Source organism: Candidatus Methylomirabilota bacterium (assembly GCA_036005065.1).
Lineage (GTDB): Bacteria > Methylomirabilota > Methylomirabilia > Rokubacteriales > DASRDR01 > DASYQW01.
Genome location: DASYQW010000281.1, coordinates 1 through 16,675, shown reverse-complemented (window position 1 = coordinate 16,675; position 16,675 = coordinate 1). Strand labels below are relative to the sequence as shown.

At 71.0% G+C, this 16,675-nt stretch carries 15 protein-coding genes; all 15 read left to right on the top strand.

The window, feature by feature from the left end:
• The coding region (locus VGW35_19210) for an AAA family ATPase (protein HEV8309797.1) at window positions 1-2,838 on the top strand (2,838 nt) is incomplete at its 5' end.
• A gap of 31 nt (window positions 2,839-2,869) precedes the next feature.
• The gene (locus VGW35_19205) at window positions 2,870-3,163 is read left to right on the top strand and encodes a type II toxin-antitoxin system prevent-host-death family antitoxin (protein HEV8309796.1); all 294 of its coding nucleotides are present in this window, start codon (window positions 2,870-2,872) and stop codon (window positions 3,161-3,163) included.
• The gene (locus VGW35_19200; protein ID HEV8309795.1) at window positions 3,163-3,585 is read left to right on the top strand and encodes a type II toxin-antitoxin system VapC family toxin; all 423 of its coding nucleotides are present in this window, start codon (window positions 3,163-3,165) and stop codon (window positions 3,583-3,585) included. The genes VGW35_19205 and VGW35_19200 overlap by 1 nt, the downstream gene beginning before the upstream one ends.
• A gap of 47 nt (window positions 3,586-3,632) precedes the next feature.
• Entirely contained in the window at window positions 3,633-4,415 is a 783-nt protein-coding gene (locus VGW35_19195) for an HAD-IIA family hydrolase (protein ID HEV8309794.1), read from the top strand.
• Window positions 4,412-6,046 (top strand): glycerol-3-phosphate dehydrogenase/oxidase, encoded by a 1,635-nt coding sequence (locus tag VGW35_19190; protein HEV8309793.1) that lies wholly within the window; start codon window positions 4,412-4,414, stop codon window positions 6,044-6,046. Before VGW35_19195 ends, VGW35_19190 begins: the two co-directional genes overlap by 4 nt.
• A 196-nt stretch (window positions 6,047-6,242) precedes the next feature.
• Window positions 6,243-7,556: an extracellular solute-binding protein gene (locus tag VGW35_19185; protein ID HEV8309792.1), complete on the top strand. Its 1,314-nt coding sequence runs from the start codon at window positions 6,243-6,245 to the stop codon at window positions 7,554-7,556.
• Between the two features lie 56 nt (window positions 7,557-7,612).
• Window positions 7,613-8,494, top strand: coding sequence for a sugar ABC transporter permease (locus VGW35_19180; GenBank protein ID HEV8309791.1), 882 nt, complete (start codon window positions 7,613-7,615; stop codon window positions 8,492-8,494).
• An 86-nt stretch (window positions 8,495-8,580) separates the two neighbouring features.
• Complete coding sequence (ugpE, locus tag VGW35_19175) at window positions 8,581-9,384, top strand: sn-glycerol-3-phosphate ABC transporter permease UgpE (protein HEV8309790.1); 804 nt, start codon at window positions 8,581-8,583, stop codon at window positions 9,382-9,384.
• Complete coding sequence (locus VGW35_19170) at window positions 9,381-10,016, top strand: hypothetical protein (GenBank protein ID HEV8309789.1); 636 nt, start codon at window positions 9,381-9,383, stop codon at window positions 10,014-10,016. The genes ugpE and VGW35_19170 overlap by 4 nt, the downstream gene beginning before the upstream one ends.
• Window positions 9,982-10,851, top strand: coding sequence for a glycerophosphodiester phosphodiesterase family protein (locus tag VGW35_19165; protein HEV8309788.1), 870 nt, complete (start codon window positions 9,982-9,984; stop codon window positions 10,849-10,851). The genes VGW35_19170 and VGW35_19165 overlap by 35 nt, the downstream gene beginning before the upstream one ends.
• A 5-nt stretch (window positions 10,852-10,856) precedes the next feature.
• A complete protein-coding gene (gene glpK / locus VGW35_19160; GenBank protein HEV8309787.1) occupies window positions 10,857-12,377 on the top strand; it encodes a glycerol kinase GlpK in 1,521 nt (506 codons plus the stop codon).
• A gap of 204 nt (window positions 12,378-12,581) precedes the next feature.
• Window positions 12,582-13,610, top strand: a complete 1,029-nt coding sequence (locus tag VGW35_19155; GenBank protein HEV8309786.1) for an ABC transporter substrate-binding protein — start codon at window positions 12,582-12,584, stop codon at window positions 13,608-13,610.
• 70 nt (window positions 13,611-13,680) lie between these two features.
• Window positions 13,681-14,583 (top strand): ABC transporter permease subunit, encoded by a 903-nt coding sequence (locus tag VGW35_19150; GenBank protein HEV8309785.1) that lies wholly within the window; start codon window positions 13,681-13,683, stop codon window positions 14,581-14,583.
• On the top strand, window positions 14,580-15,371 hold the full coding sequence (locus VGW35_19145) for an ABC transporter permease (GenBank protein HEV8309784.1): 792 nt from the start codon (window positions 14,580-14,582) through the stop codon (window positions 15,369-15,371). The genes VGW35_19150 and VGW35_19145 overlap by 4 nt, the downstream gene beginning before the upstream one ends.
• A 144-nt stretch (window positions 15,372-15,515) precedes the next feature.
• Complete coding sequence (locus tag VGW35_19140; protein HEV8309783.1) at window positions 15,516-16,601, top strand: ABC transporter ATP-binding protein; 1,086 nt, start codon at window positions 15,516-15,518, stop codon at window positions 16,599-16,601.
• Window positions 16,602-16,675 lie beyond the last annotated feature (74 nt).

Below are 16,675 nucleotides of genomic sequence, written 5' to 3'. Positions count from 1 at the left end.
GACCTGCTGTCCGGCTTGGCCGGGAAAGAGGCGGCGTTCGAGGAGTGGCTCTTGGGGGAGCGGGAGCGGCTGCGGGAGCTGGCGCTGGAGGGGCTGGCGAAGCTCCTGGCCCACCAGCGGCGCGCGGGCGCCCCAGAGGCGGCGATCCAGACGGGGCTCAGGCTGGTGACGCTCGACCCGCTGCAGGAGCCGGTGCATCGAACGCTGATGCGACTCTACGCGGACGTCGGGCGGCGGGGAGCGGCGCTGCGGCAGTACCAGGCGTGCGTGGCGGTGCTGCAGCGCGAGCTGGGGGTGGAGCCGGAGGCGGAGACCAAGCAGCTTTACCAGGAGGTCCTCCGACAGCGACCCGCTCGCATCGCGCCCGAGGCCGGTCCGGTGGCGGCCGTCGCGGCCCCGATGGCGCCGGCCGAGGCGCTCAGGCCGGACACGCCGCTCGTCGAGCGCGGGGGCGAGATCGAGCAGCTGCGACGGCTGCTCCGGGATGCGTCGGGCGGCCGGGGTCGGGTCGTCGCGATCCTCGGCGAGGCGGGGATCGGCAAGAGCCGGCTGGTCGCGGAACTGGCGGCCGCGGCCACACGGCGCGGCGCGCGCGTGCTGGTTGGCCGCTCGTACGAGAGTGAGCAGATCCTCGCCTTCGGTCCCTGGGTGGACGCGTTCCGGACGGCCGCGCTGACGGCCACGGCGGACCCGCTCAGCCGCTTCGAGCCGGTCTGGCGCGCGGAGATCGCCCGGCTCCTGCCCGAGATCGGCATCGACCCGCCGGCGTCACCGATCGAGCACCGTAGGCTGTTCGAAGCGGTCGGCCGCCTCGTGGCCGGGCTGGCGGGGCGGTCGCCCCTGCTCGTGGTGCTCGAGGACCTCCACTGGGCTGACGAGATGAGCTGCCGGCTCTTGGCCTTCATCGGCCGTCGCCTCCCGGAATGGCCGATCCTTCTCGCCGTCACCGCCCGTGAAGAAGAGCTGCCGGACGCGCCGGCCCTGCGCAGCGCGCTGGACGAGCTCGAGCGGGATCGGCGGCTCGAGGCGCTGAAGCTCGGGCCGCTCTCCCAGGCGGGGACCGCCGAGTTGGTCCGGGGGCTCGCGCGGACGGGTACCGATACCGGGGCCATCGCGCGGCTCGGCGAGCAGGTGTGGGCGGCGAGCGAGGGGAACCCGCTCATGGCGGTCGAGACCCTGCGCGCCTTGCGCGAGGGCGAGCACACCGTGCCGGCGCGCGTGCGCGAGGTGGTGACCCGGCGGCTCGACCGGCTTGGCGAGCGCGCGCAGCACGTCGCCTCGGTCGCCGCGGCCATCGGTCGCGAGTTCGACTTCGGGCTGCTCGAGCGGGCGGCCGGGCTGGGCGAGGACGCCGCGGCGCAGGGCATGGAGGAGCTGGTGCGCCGACGCGTGCTCCACGGGGTGGGGGAGCGCTTCGACTTCACGCACGACCGCATTCGCGAGGTGGCTTACGGCCGCCTGCTGGCGCCGCGCCGGAAGCTGCTCCACCACCGGATCGCGGAGGCGCTCGAAGCCCGACGCGCCGCGAATCCCGACGTCGAGGCCCTGGCCCTCGGCCTCCACTATCGAGAGGCCGAGGTCTGGGACAAGGCGGTCGAGTACCTCCAGCAGGCGGGGCAGCGAGCAAGCATGCGTGGCGCGTACCGGGAGGCGGCGAGTTGCTTCGACCAGGCGCTGTCCGCGCTCGGCCACCTGCCCGAGAGCCGGGAGCGGATGGAGCTGGCCTACCACATCACCGCCGAGCTGCGCTCGGCGCTCATCCCGGTGGGCGACTTGCGCCGGCAGGTGGAGACGCTCCGCGAGGGCGAAGCGCTCGCCCGGGCCCTGGGGGACCGCCGCCGGCTCGCGCGCACCCTGGCCCAGACCGTCTACACCGTCGGGGCCCTCGGCGACCACGCGCGGGCCATCGAAGCCGGAGAGCAGGGCCGGGCCCTCGCCGAGGAGGTCGGCGACCTCTCGGCCATGGTCGTGGCGGATGCCATGCTCGGGCGCGCCTATTACGCCCTGGGCCAGTACTCGAAGGTGATCGACGCCGCGACGCGCGCCTTCGGCGCGCTCCCCGGGGAGCTGGCGTACCGTCGCTCCGGGTCGGGCCTCCTCCAGTCCGTCGGAGCGCGGGTGTGGACCGCGATGGCCCTCGCCGAGCAGGGCCGGTTCGTCCACGCGAACAGCCTCTCCGACGAGGCGAGGCGGATCGCCGAGACCGACCGCGGGACGCACGAGCGCGTCTGGTCGCACTTCGGCGGCGGCCGGGTCTGCCTGGTCCAGGGCCGGCTGGACCGCGCCGTCGAGTTGTTGGCGTCGGTCCTGCCGCTGGCCCGCGGGGATCTCGGCGTCTACGTCTCGCGGATCGCCTCGACGCTCGGCTCGGCCCACTTGCTGGCCGGACGCACGGCCGAGGCCCTCGCCTTGCTGGAGGAGGCGGCCGAGCACGGGAAGTCCATCGGCTTCATGCACGGCCACTCGCTCGTGCTCACGCTGCTCGGCGAGGGTTACCTGGTGGCTGATCGGCTCGACGACGCCACCCGGCGTGCGAGCGAGGCGCTCGAGCTGGCGCGCAAGCACGGCGAGCGGGGCTGGGAAGCGTGGACCCTGCGTCTCCTCGGCAAGATCGCGGCGGGCCGCGATCCGGCGGAAGCGGAGGCGCGCTACGGCGAGGCGCTCGCCCTCGCCGAAGAGCTCGGCATGCGGCCGCTCCAGACCCACTGCCAGCTGGGGCTCGGCTGCGTCAGGCGCGACCGCGCCGATGTCGCGGCTGCCCTCGACCTCTATCGGGCAATGGGGATGACCTTCTGGCTCGAGCGAGCCGAAGCGGAGCTGGCCGTCTTGATGACTTGACAGGACATCTCGAGCAGACCATGATGGTCACATGAAGTCCGCAGGCATCGCGGCTCTCAAGACGCATCTCAGCCGGTATCTCGAGCAGGTCAAGAGCGGCCAGGAAATCATCATCACCGAGCGGGGCGTTCCCGTGGCGAAGCTCGTCCCACTCAGCTCGGAGGTCCGACGGGAGTCGCGCCGAGAGCGACTGGCTCGCGCGGGACTCCTCCAGCTCGGTCGCGGACGGGTCCGGGCGTCGCTCCTCAAGCCGCCCCGAGGGCCACAGGCGGCCGGCCGGGGCGTGCTCGAGGCCCTCCTGGCCGAGCGGCGTGACGCCCGCTGATGTTCTGGGACAGCTCGGCGGTCGTGCCCTGCCTCGTGGCAGAGGCACGCTCCGCCGGGCTTCTCTCGCTCCTGCGGTCCGACCCCGAGATGGCTCTCTGGTGGGCTAGCCCGGTGGAGTGCCAATCGGCGCTGTACCGCCGACACCGCGAGGGCGGCCTGCCGGTCGCGGTGCTCCAGGATGCCCTGTCGCGCCTGGTCGGGCTGGTGGAAGACGCGGACTTCGTCGCGCCGACGAACCCGCTTCGCGAGCGGGCATCCCGCCTGCTGGCGGCGCATCCGCTCCGAGCAGGCGACGCCTTGCAGCTTGCCGCGGCCCTCGCCTGGTGCGGCGAAGCCCCACAGGGCGAGCGCTTCGTGTGTCTGGACGATCGCTTGCGCGAGGCGGGCCGGCGGGAGGGCTTCCAGATCCTGCCTGCGTGACCCGCGCTCGCCTTGACAGGCGCGCCGCCCGATGACACGGTGAGGGCGTGAGGCCCCGTTTCCCCTATCGCGGCTTCATCTTCGACCTCGACGGCACCGTGTATCTCGGGGAGCGCCTCTTGCCGGGGGCCAAGGCCGTCATCCCCGCCCTCCGGGCCGACGGCCGGCGCGTGTGCTTTCTCTCGAACAAGCCCATCCAGAGCCGGGAGGAGTACGCGGCCAAGCTGACGCGGCTCGGCGTGCCCGCCGAGGTGGACGAGGTCATCAACTCGTCCTACGTCCTCGCCCGCTATCTGGCGCGCGAAGCCCCGGGCGCGCGCTGCTTCGTGATCGGGGAGCCGCCGCTGATCGCCGAGCTCGCGCGCGCGGGGCTCAGGCCGGTCGACGGCCCGCAGGCCGACTACGTCGTGGTCGCGTTCGACCGCACGTTCGACTACCGCAAGCTCGACGTGGCCCTCCAGGCCGTGAAGCGGTACGGCGCGCGCCTCATCGGCACGAACCCGGACCGGACCTGCCCGGTCGAGGACGGCGAGATCCCGGACGCCGCCGGGATGATCGGCGCCGTCGAGGGCGTGACCGGCCGGAAGGTCGAGCCGATCGTCGGCAAGCCGTCGCCGATCACTCTCGAGGTGGCGCTCCAGCGTCTCGCGCTGACGCCGGCCGAGTGCGCGGTGGTCGGCGACCGCCTCGAGACGGACATCACGATGGGCAAGGCGGCCGGGCTGGCGACGATCCTCGTCCTGACCGGCGTCACGCACAAGGGAGATCCGGCCATCGCGCGCTGGCAGCCGGACCACGTGATCGAGTCGCTCGAGGACTTTCTGGCATGAGTCGGCTGGCCGGGCTCGAGGCCGAGGTCTTCGACGCCGTCATCGTCGGGGGCGGGATGGCGGGCGCCGGTGTGGCGCGCGAGCTCGCCCTGCGGGGGCTCTCGTGTGTCCTGGTGGAAAAGGCCGACTTCGCCTCCGGCACGACCTCCCGCTCCTCCAAGCTGATCCACGGGGGGCTGCGCTACCTCGAGCTCTTCGACTTCGGTCTGGTCCGGGAGTCGCTGCGGGAGCGGGAAACGCTGGCCCGCCTGGCGCCCCACCTCATCCGGCCGTTGCCGTTCCTGGTTCCGGTTCACCAGGGAGGCTCCCGGAGCCTCATCAAGGTCCGGATCGGCCTCCGCCTCTACGATTTCCTCACCCCCGGCAAGCGGACGGAGCGCTATCGGACGATGGCGCGGGAGGAGGCGCTCCGGCTCGAGCCGACGCTGCGGCCCGACGACCTGGTCGGCGCCGGCTACTACTTCGACGACCTGCTCCTCTCGCCCGAGCGGCTCTGCCTCGAGAACGGGCTCTCCGCGCGGCGCGCCGGGGCCCGCGCGCTCAACTACACGCAGGCCGAGGACTTTCAGCCCCAGCCCGGGGGCGGCTGGCGGGTGCGGGTGCGCGACCTGGTCGGCGGCGATGGCGTCACGGTCGCCGGCCGCGTCCTCGTCAACGCCGCCGGGCCGTGGGTCGATCGGATCCGGGAGATGGCGGGGATCTGGGACCACGGCACCCGCATCCTGCGGACGACCAAGGGGAGCCATGTCGTCCTGCCGCGGCTGACCGAGCGCGCGATCTACCTCTCGACCCAGGACGATCGGATGGTCTTCGTCATTCCCTGGCGGGAGTTCTCGCTGGTCGGCACCACCGACACCGACTTCGACGGCAATCCCGACCGTGTGTGGACGACGGCCGAGGACGTCCAGTATCTCCTCGCCGAGACCCGGCGCGTCCTCGCCGACCCGCGCGTGACCGGCGCCAACATCGTCTACACCTACGCCGGCGTCCGCCCCCTGACCTTCGACGGCGCGTCGGCCGGCAAGCGGGCCTCCGCGGTCTCCCGCCAGCACCGGGTGATCGCCGAGGGTCCCGACGATCGCTTCCTGTCCATCACGGGCACCAAGCTCACCTGTTTCCGCAGCCTCGCCCAGCACGTCGGCGACGAGGTGGTCAAGCGGCTCGGCAAGGGGGAGCCCAGCCGGAGCGCCCGGTTCGCGCTGGACGGGTCCGACGAGGAGGCGGGGGCGCTCGAGGTGCAGGCGATGCTCGACGTGACGGAGGCGGTCCGGGCCTCGGGGCTCGAGCCGGGGCAGGTGGCGGCGCTGGTGGCCACCTATGGCCGGCGGGCCGGTGCCGTGCTGGATCTGGCCCGGCGCCTGCCGGGGGGGGCGGAGCGCCTCTGCAAGAGCGCCCCCGAGATCGTGGCCCAGCTCCACTGGGCGGTGGACGCGGAGCTGACGGTGTCGCTGCAGGACTTCCTCCTCCGGCGGACCGGGATCGGCACCGGGCCCTGCCTCGGTCTCGACTGCGCGGTGGCGATCGCCCAGCGGATGGGCGCGCTCTGCGGGTGGAGCGCCCGGCGCACCGATGCCGAGCTCGACGCCTACCACGCGGTCGTTCGTCAGGCCCTCCGGTTCCGAAGCGGCTGACGGCGGCCGCTCGATCCGTTATAGGAGCCTGTCGGAGAAATGGGAGAACTGGCGAGTCGTGCCACGCTCCGGGCAGCGTCCGAGCGGCGGCTTTGCCGCCGCAACGACGGGGGGGCATCGGGGGGGTGTTCCGACACCCCCCGAAGATCTATAGTAGGCTCGCTTCGGCCCACCACCCAGAGCCAGGAGGTCGACCATGGCATATCCGACGCGCGTCCTCGGACCGGTGCTCGTCGCCGCCCTGCTCCTCGTCGGCTCGAGGCCGGCGGCGGCCAAGACCGAGCTCTCCTGGTGGCACGGGAACACCGGCGCGATCGGCGATCGCATCGCCGAGATCGCCAAGAAGTTCAACGACAGCCAGGCCGACTACGAGGTCAAGCCGACCTACAAGGGCTCCTACCCCGAGACACTGGCCGCGCTGATCGCCGCCTACCGCTCGAAGACGCAGCCGCACATGGCCCTGATCTTCGAGGTGGGGACCCAGACGATGCTCGCCTCCGGCGCCGTCGTCCCCGTCTTCCAGCTCATGAAGGAGCAGGGCGTGTCGATCGAGGGCGCCGACTTCATCGCCCCCGTCAAGTCCTACTACTCGAAGGACGGCCAGCTCTACTCGATGCCGTTCGCCTCCTCGACCGCGATCCTCTACTACAACAAGGACATGTTCCGGAAGGCGGGCCTCGACCCGAACAAGGCGCCGGCCACGTTCGACGAGATCGAGGCGGCCTCGAAGAAGATCATCGCCGCCAACGCCTCGAAGTGCGCGTTCAGCCACGCCTGGCCGTCCTGGACCATGGTCGAGCAGATGCACGCCTGGCACGATCAGCCGTTCGCCGATCAGGACAACGGCTTCAAGGGCTTCGCCACCCAGCTCCGCGTCAACGGGGAGTTCGGCGTCAAGCTGTGGGACACGCTCGCCCGCTGGCAGAAGGCCGGCCTCTACACCTACGGCGGCCGCACCAACAAGGCGGAGCCGATGTTCACCGGCGGTCAGTGCGCGATCCAGGTCACCTCCAGCGCCTTCATGGGCGCGGTGATGCGCGACGCCAAGTTCGAGTGGGGGACGGGGCGGCTCCCGCGGCTCGGCGGCTACGGGCAGGGGAACTCGATCATCGGCGGGACGACGCTGTGGGTCATGAAAGGGCACAAGCCCTTCGAGCACAGGGGCATGGCCCAGTTCCTGAAATTCCTGGGCGACGACGACCTCCAGGCCTGGTGGCACCAGGTGACGGGCTACCTGCCGATCTCGCAGTCGGCCGTGAAGCGGCTCGAGGCCGAGGGCTGGTTCAAGAAGCACCCGAACCACTTCACGGCGTTCGACCAGATCTCGAGCGGCAAGACGACCGCGAACAGCCAGGGGATCCGGATCGGCAACTATCAGGGCGTCCGCGACACGCTGGAGGCCGAGCTGGAGGAGATGCTGGCCGGCAAGAAAACCGCCAAGCAGGGCCTCGACGACGCGGTGAAGAAGGGGAGCGAGCTCCTGAAGGAATTCGCCTCGCTGTACAAGTGAGCGACCCCCTCACCCTACTCTCTCCTCCGTGGCGGGGGAGAGGGTAACCGGTTGCGGTGAAGCGGACGGTCTTCCGGAACCGGTGGTTGCCCTACCTGCTGGTGCTGCCGCAGGTGGTGGTGACGCTCGTCTTCTTCTTCTGGCCCGCGTTCGGCTCGCTCCGGCTCGCCCTCTACCGCACCTCCCCGTTCGGCGACCGGCTGATCTTCGCCGGCCTGGACAATTACACCCGGCTGCTCGGCTCCGGCGAGTACCTCCAGAGCGCCGTCAACAGCTTCGTCTTCGCCTTCGGGGTCACCTTCGGGGGGCTGACCGCCTCGCTCGGCCTGGCGGTGCTGGCCAACCAGAAGATCCGGGGGCTCGCCATCTACCGGACCGCGCTCCTCTGGCCGTACGGGATCGCCCCGGCGGTGGCCGGGATCATCTGGCTCTTCATCTTTCATCCCGCCTACGGCGTCCTGCCGTACGTCCTGGCCGCCGTCGGTTCGTTCCAGTTCAACTGGCTGCTGGAGGGTTGGGTGGCCATGCTGATGCTCATCACGGCCGCCGTCTGGAAGCAGCTCGGCTACAACATCGCCTTCTTCCTGGCCGGCCTCCAGTCGATCCCGACCTCGGTCCTGGAAGCCGCCCAGGTGGACGGGGCCGACCCCGTCCGGCGCTTCTGGCGGGTGGTCTTCCCGCTCCTGTCGCCGATCACGTTCTTCCTGTTCGTCCTCAACATGGTCTTCTCGTTCTTCGAGACGTTCGGCCTCGTCCACGCCGTGACCCAGGGCGGGCCCGGCCACGCCACCGAGATCCTCGTCTACAAGGCGTACAACGACGGGTTCGTCAACCAGCAGCTCGGCACCTCGGCGGCGCAATCGGTCATCCTGATGGTCGTCGTCATCGGCCTCACGATGCTCCAGTTCCGGTACGCCGAGAAGCGGGTCACCTATTGAGCCCGGACGGCGCCATCGAGGTCGCGGTCGACCGGGTCGGCCTCGGCGCCGCCCGGCCGGCCCGGCGGGCGCGGGCCGGCCGGCGCCTGCTGGTCCACGCGGGCCTGATCGCGGTCATCGCCCTCATCGCCTTCCCGCTCTACTACGCCTTCGTCATCAGCACCCAGAGCCTGGGGGAGGTCACCTCGGTGCCCCCGCGGCTCACGCCCTCCTGGCACGTCGGGGAGAACTACGCCGCGGCCTGGGTCAAGGGGAAGCTCGGCCGCTTGCTCGTCAACAGCCTCGTGATGGCCGTCGGCATCGCGGTCGGGAAGATCGCGATCTCGATCCTGTCGGCCTTCGCCATCGTGTACTTCAACTTCCGCGGGAAGCAGGTCGTGTTCTGGATGATCTTCGTCACGCTCATGCTGCCGGTCCCGGTCCGGATCATGTCGACCTACGAGGTGATCTCGACGCTCGGCTGGATCGACTCGTACTGGGGCCTGACCGTGCCGCTGATGGCGTCCGCCACCGCGACGTTCCTCTTCCGGCAGTTCTATCAGACCGTCCCCGACTCGCTGGCCGAAGCGGCCCAGCTGGACGGGGCCGGGCCGCTGCGCTTCCTGTGGTCCTTCCTCCTGCCGCTGTCCGGGACGAACATCGCCGCCCTCTTCGTGATCCTGTTCATCTACGGCTGGAACGAGTATCTCTGGCCCCTCATGGTGACCAACTCGGAGGAGATGCGCACGGTCGTCATCGGGATCGAGAAGCTGGTCCCGCGGGGCGGCGGCGAGATCCCCGAGTGGAACGTGATCATGGCGGCCGCCATGATGGCGCTCTTGCCGCCGGTGGCGGTGATCCTCTTCATGCAGCGGTGGTTCGTCAAGGGCCTCATCGAGAGCGAGAAGTGACCGGGAGCCGGCCCGGGCGACGGCCTCGGTGGCGGGCGCTCGCGCTCCTGGTCCTCCTGGCCGGCTGCGCGGGGACACCGAAGGCCCCGCCGCCGGCCCAGCTGGCCCGGCCGACGTGGACGGTCGGCGATCGCTGGGTCTTCCGGCGGACGCCGATGCTCACCGCCGGCGGCCCGAGCCTGGTGGTCACTCACGAGGTGGCGGAGGCCGGCGCCGACGGCTACACCATGCGGATGAGCTGGCTCGGCCAGGAGATCACGCGGTACTGGACGCCGGACCTCCACCTGCGGGAGCAGACCGTCGGACCCCGGCTCCTCAACCGCTTCGACCCGCCGGCCATGTTCTTCGTCTGGCCGCTCGCCCTCGGCAAGACGTGGGAGCAGGAGTTCGACTACCGCGACGGGCGGCAGGACGGGCGGTACGTGAACTCCTGGCGGGTGGGGCCCCGGGTCGAGGCCGTGAGCGTCATGGCCGGTGCCTTCGTCGCGCTCCGGATCGAGCGGCTGGGCAGGGAGGCCCAAGCGCTGGAGACCTACTGGTACGCCCCGGCCGCCCGCTACTGGGTACGGTTCGAGGACCACCTCGGCCGGTACACCGATGAGCTGGTCGAGTTCGGGTCGACCCGATCGTGAGGCGCGCCGGGGCCGCCGCGGGCGCGCCGCCCTCGGCGGGCTCGCCCTGGCGCTGCTGGCGGGGCTCCTGGTGACCGGGCCGTCGGCGGGAGGCGCGCGCCCGCTGGTGGCGGCCCACCGCGGCGGCGCGCTCCTCTGGCCGGAGAACAGTCTGACGGCCTTCCGGGGCGCCCTGGGCCTGGGGGTCGACCTCCTGGAGCTGGACGTCCACCTGACCCGCGACGGCGAGGTGGTCGTCCTCCACGACCCGACGCTCGACCGGACCACCACCGGACGGGGTCCCGTGCGCGACCTCACCTGGGCCGACTTCGGCCCGGTCACCCTCAAGGGTGGGGTGAGGGAGGGCGTGCCGCGGCTGCGCGACGTGCTGGCGCTGGTCATGCCGACCCCCGCCGGCCTCCTGGTCGAGATCAAGGTCGGGGTCGACGGTGCCCGGTATCCGGGGATCGAGGAGAAGGTGCTCGGTCTGCTCGACGAGGCCGCTCTCCGCGATCGGACGACGGTGATGGCCTTCGAGTGGCAGAGCCTCGAGCGGCTCCGGGCGCTGGCCCCGCGGATCCGCCTGACCGGCCTGCTGAGCCGGCGCGAGGCGGACCGGCTCGGCGGCCTGGGCGCGGCCACCGCGCGTCTCGTCGCGATCGGGGCCAACGAGGTCGGGATCGAGCGCGCGCTGCTGTCGGCGGAGGCGGTCGAGACCGCTCGGGCCGCCGGGCTCGGCCTCGGCGTCTGGACGGTCAACGAATCCGACGAGCTCCGCCAGGCCCTCGCGCTGGGCGTGGACTACGTGACGACGGATCGCCCCGACCTCGCGCTCAAGCTGCGCGCGGGGGAGTAGCGACCGTGGGAGCCCCGCGCTACGTCCTGGCCCTGGACCAGGGGACCACGGGCTCGACGGCGCTCGTCGTGGATGCCGACGGGGCGGTCCGGGCGCGCGGCTACCGGGAGCTCCCGCAGTATTTCCCCCGCCCGGGCTGGGTCGAGCACGACCCGGAGGAGATCTGGCAGACGCAGCTCGGCGCCGCCGAAGCGGCGCTGGCCGCGGCGCACGTCGCGCCGCGGGAGGTCGCGGCCATCGGGATCACCAACCAGCGCGAGACGACCATCCTGTGGGAGCGGGCGACCGGGCGCCCGGTGCACCGGGCCATCGTCTGGCAGTGCCGGCGCTCGGCGCCGCTCTGCGAGCGGATGCGAGCCGACGGGCTCGAGGCCCTCGTGCGGGAGCGCACGGGCCTCGTCTGCGACGCCTACTTCTCGGGGACGAAGATCGCCTGGCTCCTCGACGCCGAGCCGGCGCTGCGATCGCGGGCCGCCCGGGGGGAGATCGCCTTCGGCACCGTGGACAGCTGGCTCCTCTGGAAGCTCACCGGCGGCCGCGTCCACGCCACCGACCCCTCGAACGCCTCGCGCACCCTCTGCCTCGACATCGGCCGCCTCGAGTGGGACGCCGAGCTGACCGGGTACCTGCGAATCCCCCGGGAGGTCTTCCCGGCGATCCGCCCGTCCTCCGGGGTGTTCGGCGAGACGGTGGACGTCGGCATCCTGCCGGGCGGGCTGCCGGTCGCGGGGATCGCGGGGGATCAGCAGGCGGCGCTCTTCGGCCAGGGGGCGATCTGGCCCGGCGACGCCAAGAACACCTACGGCACCGGCTGCTTCCTGCTCCTCCACACCGGGCCGAAACGGATCCACTCCACCCGCGGCCTCCTGACGACGGTGGCGTGGTCGCTGCCGGCGCCCGGGGGCGGCGTGCATGACGTGTCCTACGCCCTCGAGGGCGCGATCTTCGTGGCCGGCGCCGCTGTCCAGTGGCTCCGTGACGGCCTCGGGCTCATCGCCACGGCGGCCGAGAGCGAGACGCTGGCCGCCTCGGTGCCGGACACGGGCGGCGTCTATCTGGTGCCCGCCTTCGTCGGTCTCGGGGCCCCGTACTGGGACATGTACGCCCGGGGGACGCTGGTCGGGCTGACGCGCGGGACGACGCGGGCTCACGTGGTCCGCGCGGCCCTGGAAGCGATCGCCTACCAGACCCGCGACGTGCTGGACGTGATGGCGGCGGAGGCGGGTCACCGCCCCGCGGAGCTCCGCGTCGACGGCGGGGCGACCGCGAACGACTGGCTCTGCCAGTTCCAGGCCGACGTGCTGGGGCTGCCCGTCCTCCGGCCGGAGGTTCGCGAGACCACCGCGCTGGGGGCGGCGTATCTGGCGGGGCTCGGCGTCGGCCTCTGGCGCAGCCCCGCGGCGCTCCGGGACCTCTGGCGCCTCGACCGGCGGTTCGAGCCGAGCATGCCCCCGGCCCGGCGCGAGGCCCTCTATGCCGGCTGGCAGCGGGCGGTGGGAAGGGCACGCGACTGGGCGCGCGAATAGCGGCCCGCCGCCGCCGGCCACCCGGGAGGGGAAGGTGCTGCCTTGACAACAGCCGGGCGAATGGAGGACCGTGACGGGGCGTAAGGGGCGAGCCGTCCGGACCGATTGGTCGAGGGGAGGAGCCACATGACGCGCAACTGGATGTGGATCGGCACGTTCGCGGCGCTGGTGGTCTTGGTGCTCATCGGGGTGGCCCCCGGGCAGATGAAGATGGACCAGCTCGTGGCGGCCGCCAAGCAGGAAGGCCAGCTCACCGTGATCGCGCTGCCGCACGACTGGTGCGGCTACGGCGCGCTGATCGACGGGTTCAAGAAGAAGTACGGCCTGAAGGTGAACGAGCTGAACCCGGATGCGGGCTCGGGCGACGAGATCGAGGCCATCAAGGCCAACAAGGGCAACAAGGGGCCGCAGGCGCCGGACGTGATCGACGTGGGGCTCTCGTTCGGTCCGTCGGCGAAGAAGGACGGGCTGCTCCAGCCCTACAAGGTGGCCACCTGGGAGACGATCCCGAGCGACCAGAAGGACCCGGAGGGGTACTGGTACGGGGACTACTACGGCGTCCTGGCGTTCGAGATCAACGCCGACATCGTCAAGACCATGCCGCAGGATTGGGCGGACCTGCTGAAGCCCGAGTACAAGAACGCGGTCGCCCTCGCCGGCGATCCCCGGGCGTCGAATCAAGCGATCCAGGGCGTCTACGCGGCGGGCCTGGCGATGGCAAAGGGCCGCGCGGAGGGGGCGGCCGATGCGGGTCTGAAGTTCTTCGCCGACCTGAACAAGGGCGGCAACTTCGTGCCGGTCATCGGCAAGGTGGCCTCGCTCGCCCAGGGCGCCACGCCGATCATCATCCGCTGGGACTACAACGCCCTCGCCGATCGCGACACGCTCAAGGGCAATCCGAAGGTCGAGGTGGTGGTGCCGAAGAGCGGCGTGGTGGCCGGCGTGTACGTGCAGGGCATCAGCGCCTACGCGCCGCATCCGAACGCGGCCAAGCTCTGGATGGAGTACCTCTACTCGGACGAGGGCCAGCTCCTGTGGCTCAAGGGCTACTGCCATCCGATTCGCTTCCAGGCCCTCGTGAAGAACGGCAAGGTACCGGCCGACGTGCTCGCCAAGCTGCCGCCGGCGGAGGCCTACGCCAAGGCGGTCTTCCCGACCCTCGACCAACAGGATCGGGCCAAGCAGGTCATCACCAAGCAGTGGGATGCCGTCGTCGGCGCCAATGTGAAGTAAGCCCCGGTTCGCGCCACCCGCGCCCCCCCCGGTCGGCCCCGGGGAGAGGCGGGGGGGGCGGAATGCCCCGATGCCCCACGTAGCCCGTCTCGACCCTCCTCCGGCCGCTGCCGCGACGCCCTGGCACGGCCAGGTCTCCTGGGCCTGGGTGGGGGTGGTCCCGTTCTTCGTCTTCGCCCTCATGTTCCTGATCCTGCCGACCAGCTTCCTGGCGGTGGGTGGCTTTCAGGACGGCGAAGGCCGTTTCACTCTCCAGAACGTCCGCGACCTCTTTCAGCCGACCATCCTCAGCTCCTACTGGATCAGCCTCCAGGTCAGTGCGGCCTCCGCGGTCGGAGGCGCCATCGTCGGCTTCCTCCTGGCCTACGCGGCGATGGCCGGCGGACTGCCCCGCTGGGTTCGCCCGATGCTGATGACCTTTTCGGGCGTCGCCTCGAACTTCGCCGGGGTGCCGCTGGCCTTCGCGTTCCTGGCCACGCTCGGCCGCACGGGGCTGCTCACGGTCCTCCTGGTCGACCTCTTCGGGTTCAACATCTACCGCGCCGGCTTCAACCTGCTGAGCTTCTGGGGGTTGACCCTGGCCTACCTGTATTTCCAGATTCCGCTCATGGTGCTGATCATGGCGCCGGCCCTGGATGGACTTCGGCGCGAATGGCGCGAGGCCTCGGCCAACCTCGGCGCCAGCGCGTGGGAGTACTGGCGTTACATCGCGCTGCCCATCCTGTGGCCCCCGTTGCTCGGGGCTTGCTTGCTCCTCTTCGCCAACGCCTTCGGCGCGATCGCCACGGCCTACGCGCTGACCGGTAGCTCGCTCAACATCGTCACGATCCTCCTCTACGCGCAGATCCGAGGCGACGTGCTGCACAATCAGAACCTGGGCTACGCGCTGGCGCTGGGCATGATCGTGATCACCGGGCTGTCGAATGCCGCCTACATCTGGCTGCGCGGGCGGAGCGAGAAGTGGCTGCGATGAAGCGCCCGGCCCTCCAGTCGTGGGCGATCGTCCTCCTGGGCGGGCTCTACTTCTTCCTCCCTCTCCTGGGGACCTTCGAGTTCTCGCTGCGCTACCGGCGCGGCGTGTACAGCTTCGAGGCCTACCGGCTCGTGCTGAACGATCCGCAGTTTCGCGCGACCTTCACCTATTCGACGCTGCTGGCCCTGGCCACCATCGTCGTCGGCGTCCTCCTGGTGGTGCCGACCGCCTACTGGATCCAGCTGCGTCTGCCAGGCCTGCGCCCCCTCGTGGAGTTCATCACGCTGCTCCCGCTGGTCATCCCCGCCATCGTGCTGGTGTTCGGATATCTCCGGATCTACAACAGCGCGTCGGTGTTGCCGCTGACGAGCACCGAGACCACCACCGATCTGCTGCTGATGTTCAGCTACGTGGCGCTGTCGCTGCCCTACATGTACCGGGCGGTCGATACCGGCTTGCGCGCGATCGACGTGCGCACGCTGACGGAAGCGGCCCACAGCCTGGGCGCGGGGTGGGGCACGATTCTCCTTCGGGTCATCTTTCCGAACGTGCGGGTGGCGGTCCTCAGTGGGGCCTTCCTGACCTTCGCCATCGTCATCGGCGAGTTCACGATGGCCAGTCTGCTGGATCGCCCCGCGTTCGGGCCCTACCTTCAGCTGATCGGCGCCAATCGCGCCTACGAGCCGTCGGCGCTGGCGATCATCACCTTTGCGATCACCTGGGCCTGCATGGGCGTGATCCAGATGCTCGGGCGCCGGGCGCCGGGGCAGGTCGTCGGACCGCACTGAGAGTGTGTCGGAGTAATCAGCGGCCGATGAATCACGGAGTGCCTGGTGGAGCGTCCGAGCGGCGGCTTTGCCGCCGCCACGACGGGGGGGCATCGGGGGGGTCTTCCGAGACCCCCCCGAAATGACCTAGGGCGAGCCGCGCCGGTGGCCTTTCTCGAGATCAGCGACGTTCAGAAGCGGTTCGGGGCCGCCACGGTCGTCGACCGGTTTCAGCTGGGGGTCGAGCGGGGCGAGTTCGTCTCGTTTCTGGGCCCGAGCGGCTGCGGCAAGACGACGACGCTCCGCATGATCGCGGGGTTCGAGACCCCCTCGGGCGGGACGATCCGCATCAACGGCCTGGACATCACCCGGAAGCCGCCGAACCAGCGCAACGTCGGCATGGTCTTTCAGGCCTACGCCCTCTTCCCCAACATGACGGTGGCCCAGAACATCGGCTTCGGCCTGAAGGTCGCCAAGCGGCCGGCGGAGGAGATCCGGCGCCGGGTGGAGGAGATGCTGGCGCTGATCAAGCTGCCCGCGCTGGGCGACCGGTATCCGTACCAGCTCTCGGGCGGGCAGCAGCAGCGCGTGGCCCTGGCCCGCGCGCTGGCGATTCAGCCGCAGGTGCTGCTGCTCGACGAGCCGCTCTCCGCGCTCGACGCCAAGATCCGGGTGGCCCTGCGCCACGAGATCCGCGGCATCCAGCGAGAGCTGGGCATCACGACGATCTACGTGACGCACGACCAGGAGGAAGCGCTCTCCATGTCCGACCGGATCGTGGTGATGAGCGAGGGGCGCGTCGAGCAGATCGGCACGCCCTTCGAGATCTACAACTTCCCGAAGACGACGTTCGTCGCCTCGTTCGTCGGGACGCTCAACATCCTGCGGGGCCGGGTGACCGACCCGGCCGGGGGCCGCATCGTGATCGACGGTCAGGAGATCGTCGCGGCGCGTGGTCTCGAAGACGCGCGGGTGGGCGAGGTGCGCGCGGTCGCGCTCCGCCCCGAGATCGTGTCGCTCACGGATTCGGCCGGGGATGGCAACCGGATGACGGGCACGGTCGAGGACGTGAACTTCCTCGGATCCATCGTGCGGATCCGAGTGCGGCTCACCGACCACGCCATCTCGCTGGATACCTTCAACAACCCCAACCTGACGGTGCCTCAGCGCGGCCAGAGGGTGGCGGTGGCCTTCCCCCGGGACGCCGTCCTCCCGGTGGAGGCGCCTCCCGCCCGGACCCCGCCCGGCTGAACGAGCCGGCTCGCGCCGGCCCCGGTCGGCGAGACTGTGGTAGGGTACGAAGCATGAGCGGGCGGCACGACGGC

What these genes read in the sequence shown, in the direction of transcription:
- VGW35_19190 (HEV8309793.1), top strand. Translation starts at nt 4,412, where the DNA reads ATGAGTCGGCTGGCCGGGCTCGAGGCCGAGGTCTTCGACGCCGTCATC.
- VGW35_19165 (HEV8309788.1), top strand. Translation starts at nt 9,982, where the DNA reads ATGAGCTGGTCGAGTTCGGGTCGACCCGATCGTGAGGCGCGCCGGGGC.
- VGW35_19205 (HEV8309796.1), top strand. Translation starts at nt 2,870, where the DNA reads ATGAAGTCCGCAGGCATCGCGGCTCTCAAGACGCATCTCAGCCGGTAT.
- VGW35_19145 (HEV8309784.1), top strand. Translation starts at nt 14,580, where the DNA reads ATGAAGCGCCCGGCCCTCCAGTCGTGGGCGATCGTCCTCCTGGGCGGG.
- VGW35_19155 (HEV8309786.1), top strand. Translation starts at nt 12,582, where the DNA reads ATGAAGATGGACCAGCTCGTGGCGGCCGCCAAGCAGGAAGGCCAGCTC.
- VGW35_19150 (HEV8309785.1), top strand. Translation starts at nt 13,681, where the DNA reads ATGCCCCACGTAGCCCGTCTCGACCCTCCTCCGGCCGCTGCCGCGACG.
- VGW35_19185 (HEV8309792.1), top strand. Translation starts at nt 6,243, where the DNA reads ATGGCATATCCGACGCGCGTCCTCGGACCGGTGCTCGTCGCCGCCCTG.
- VGW35_19200 (HEV8309795.1), top strand. Translation starts at nt 3,163, where the DNA reads ATGTTCTGGGACAGCTCGGCGGTCGTGCCCTGCCTCGTGGCAGAGGCA.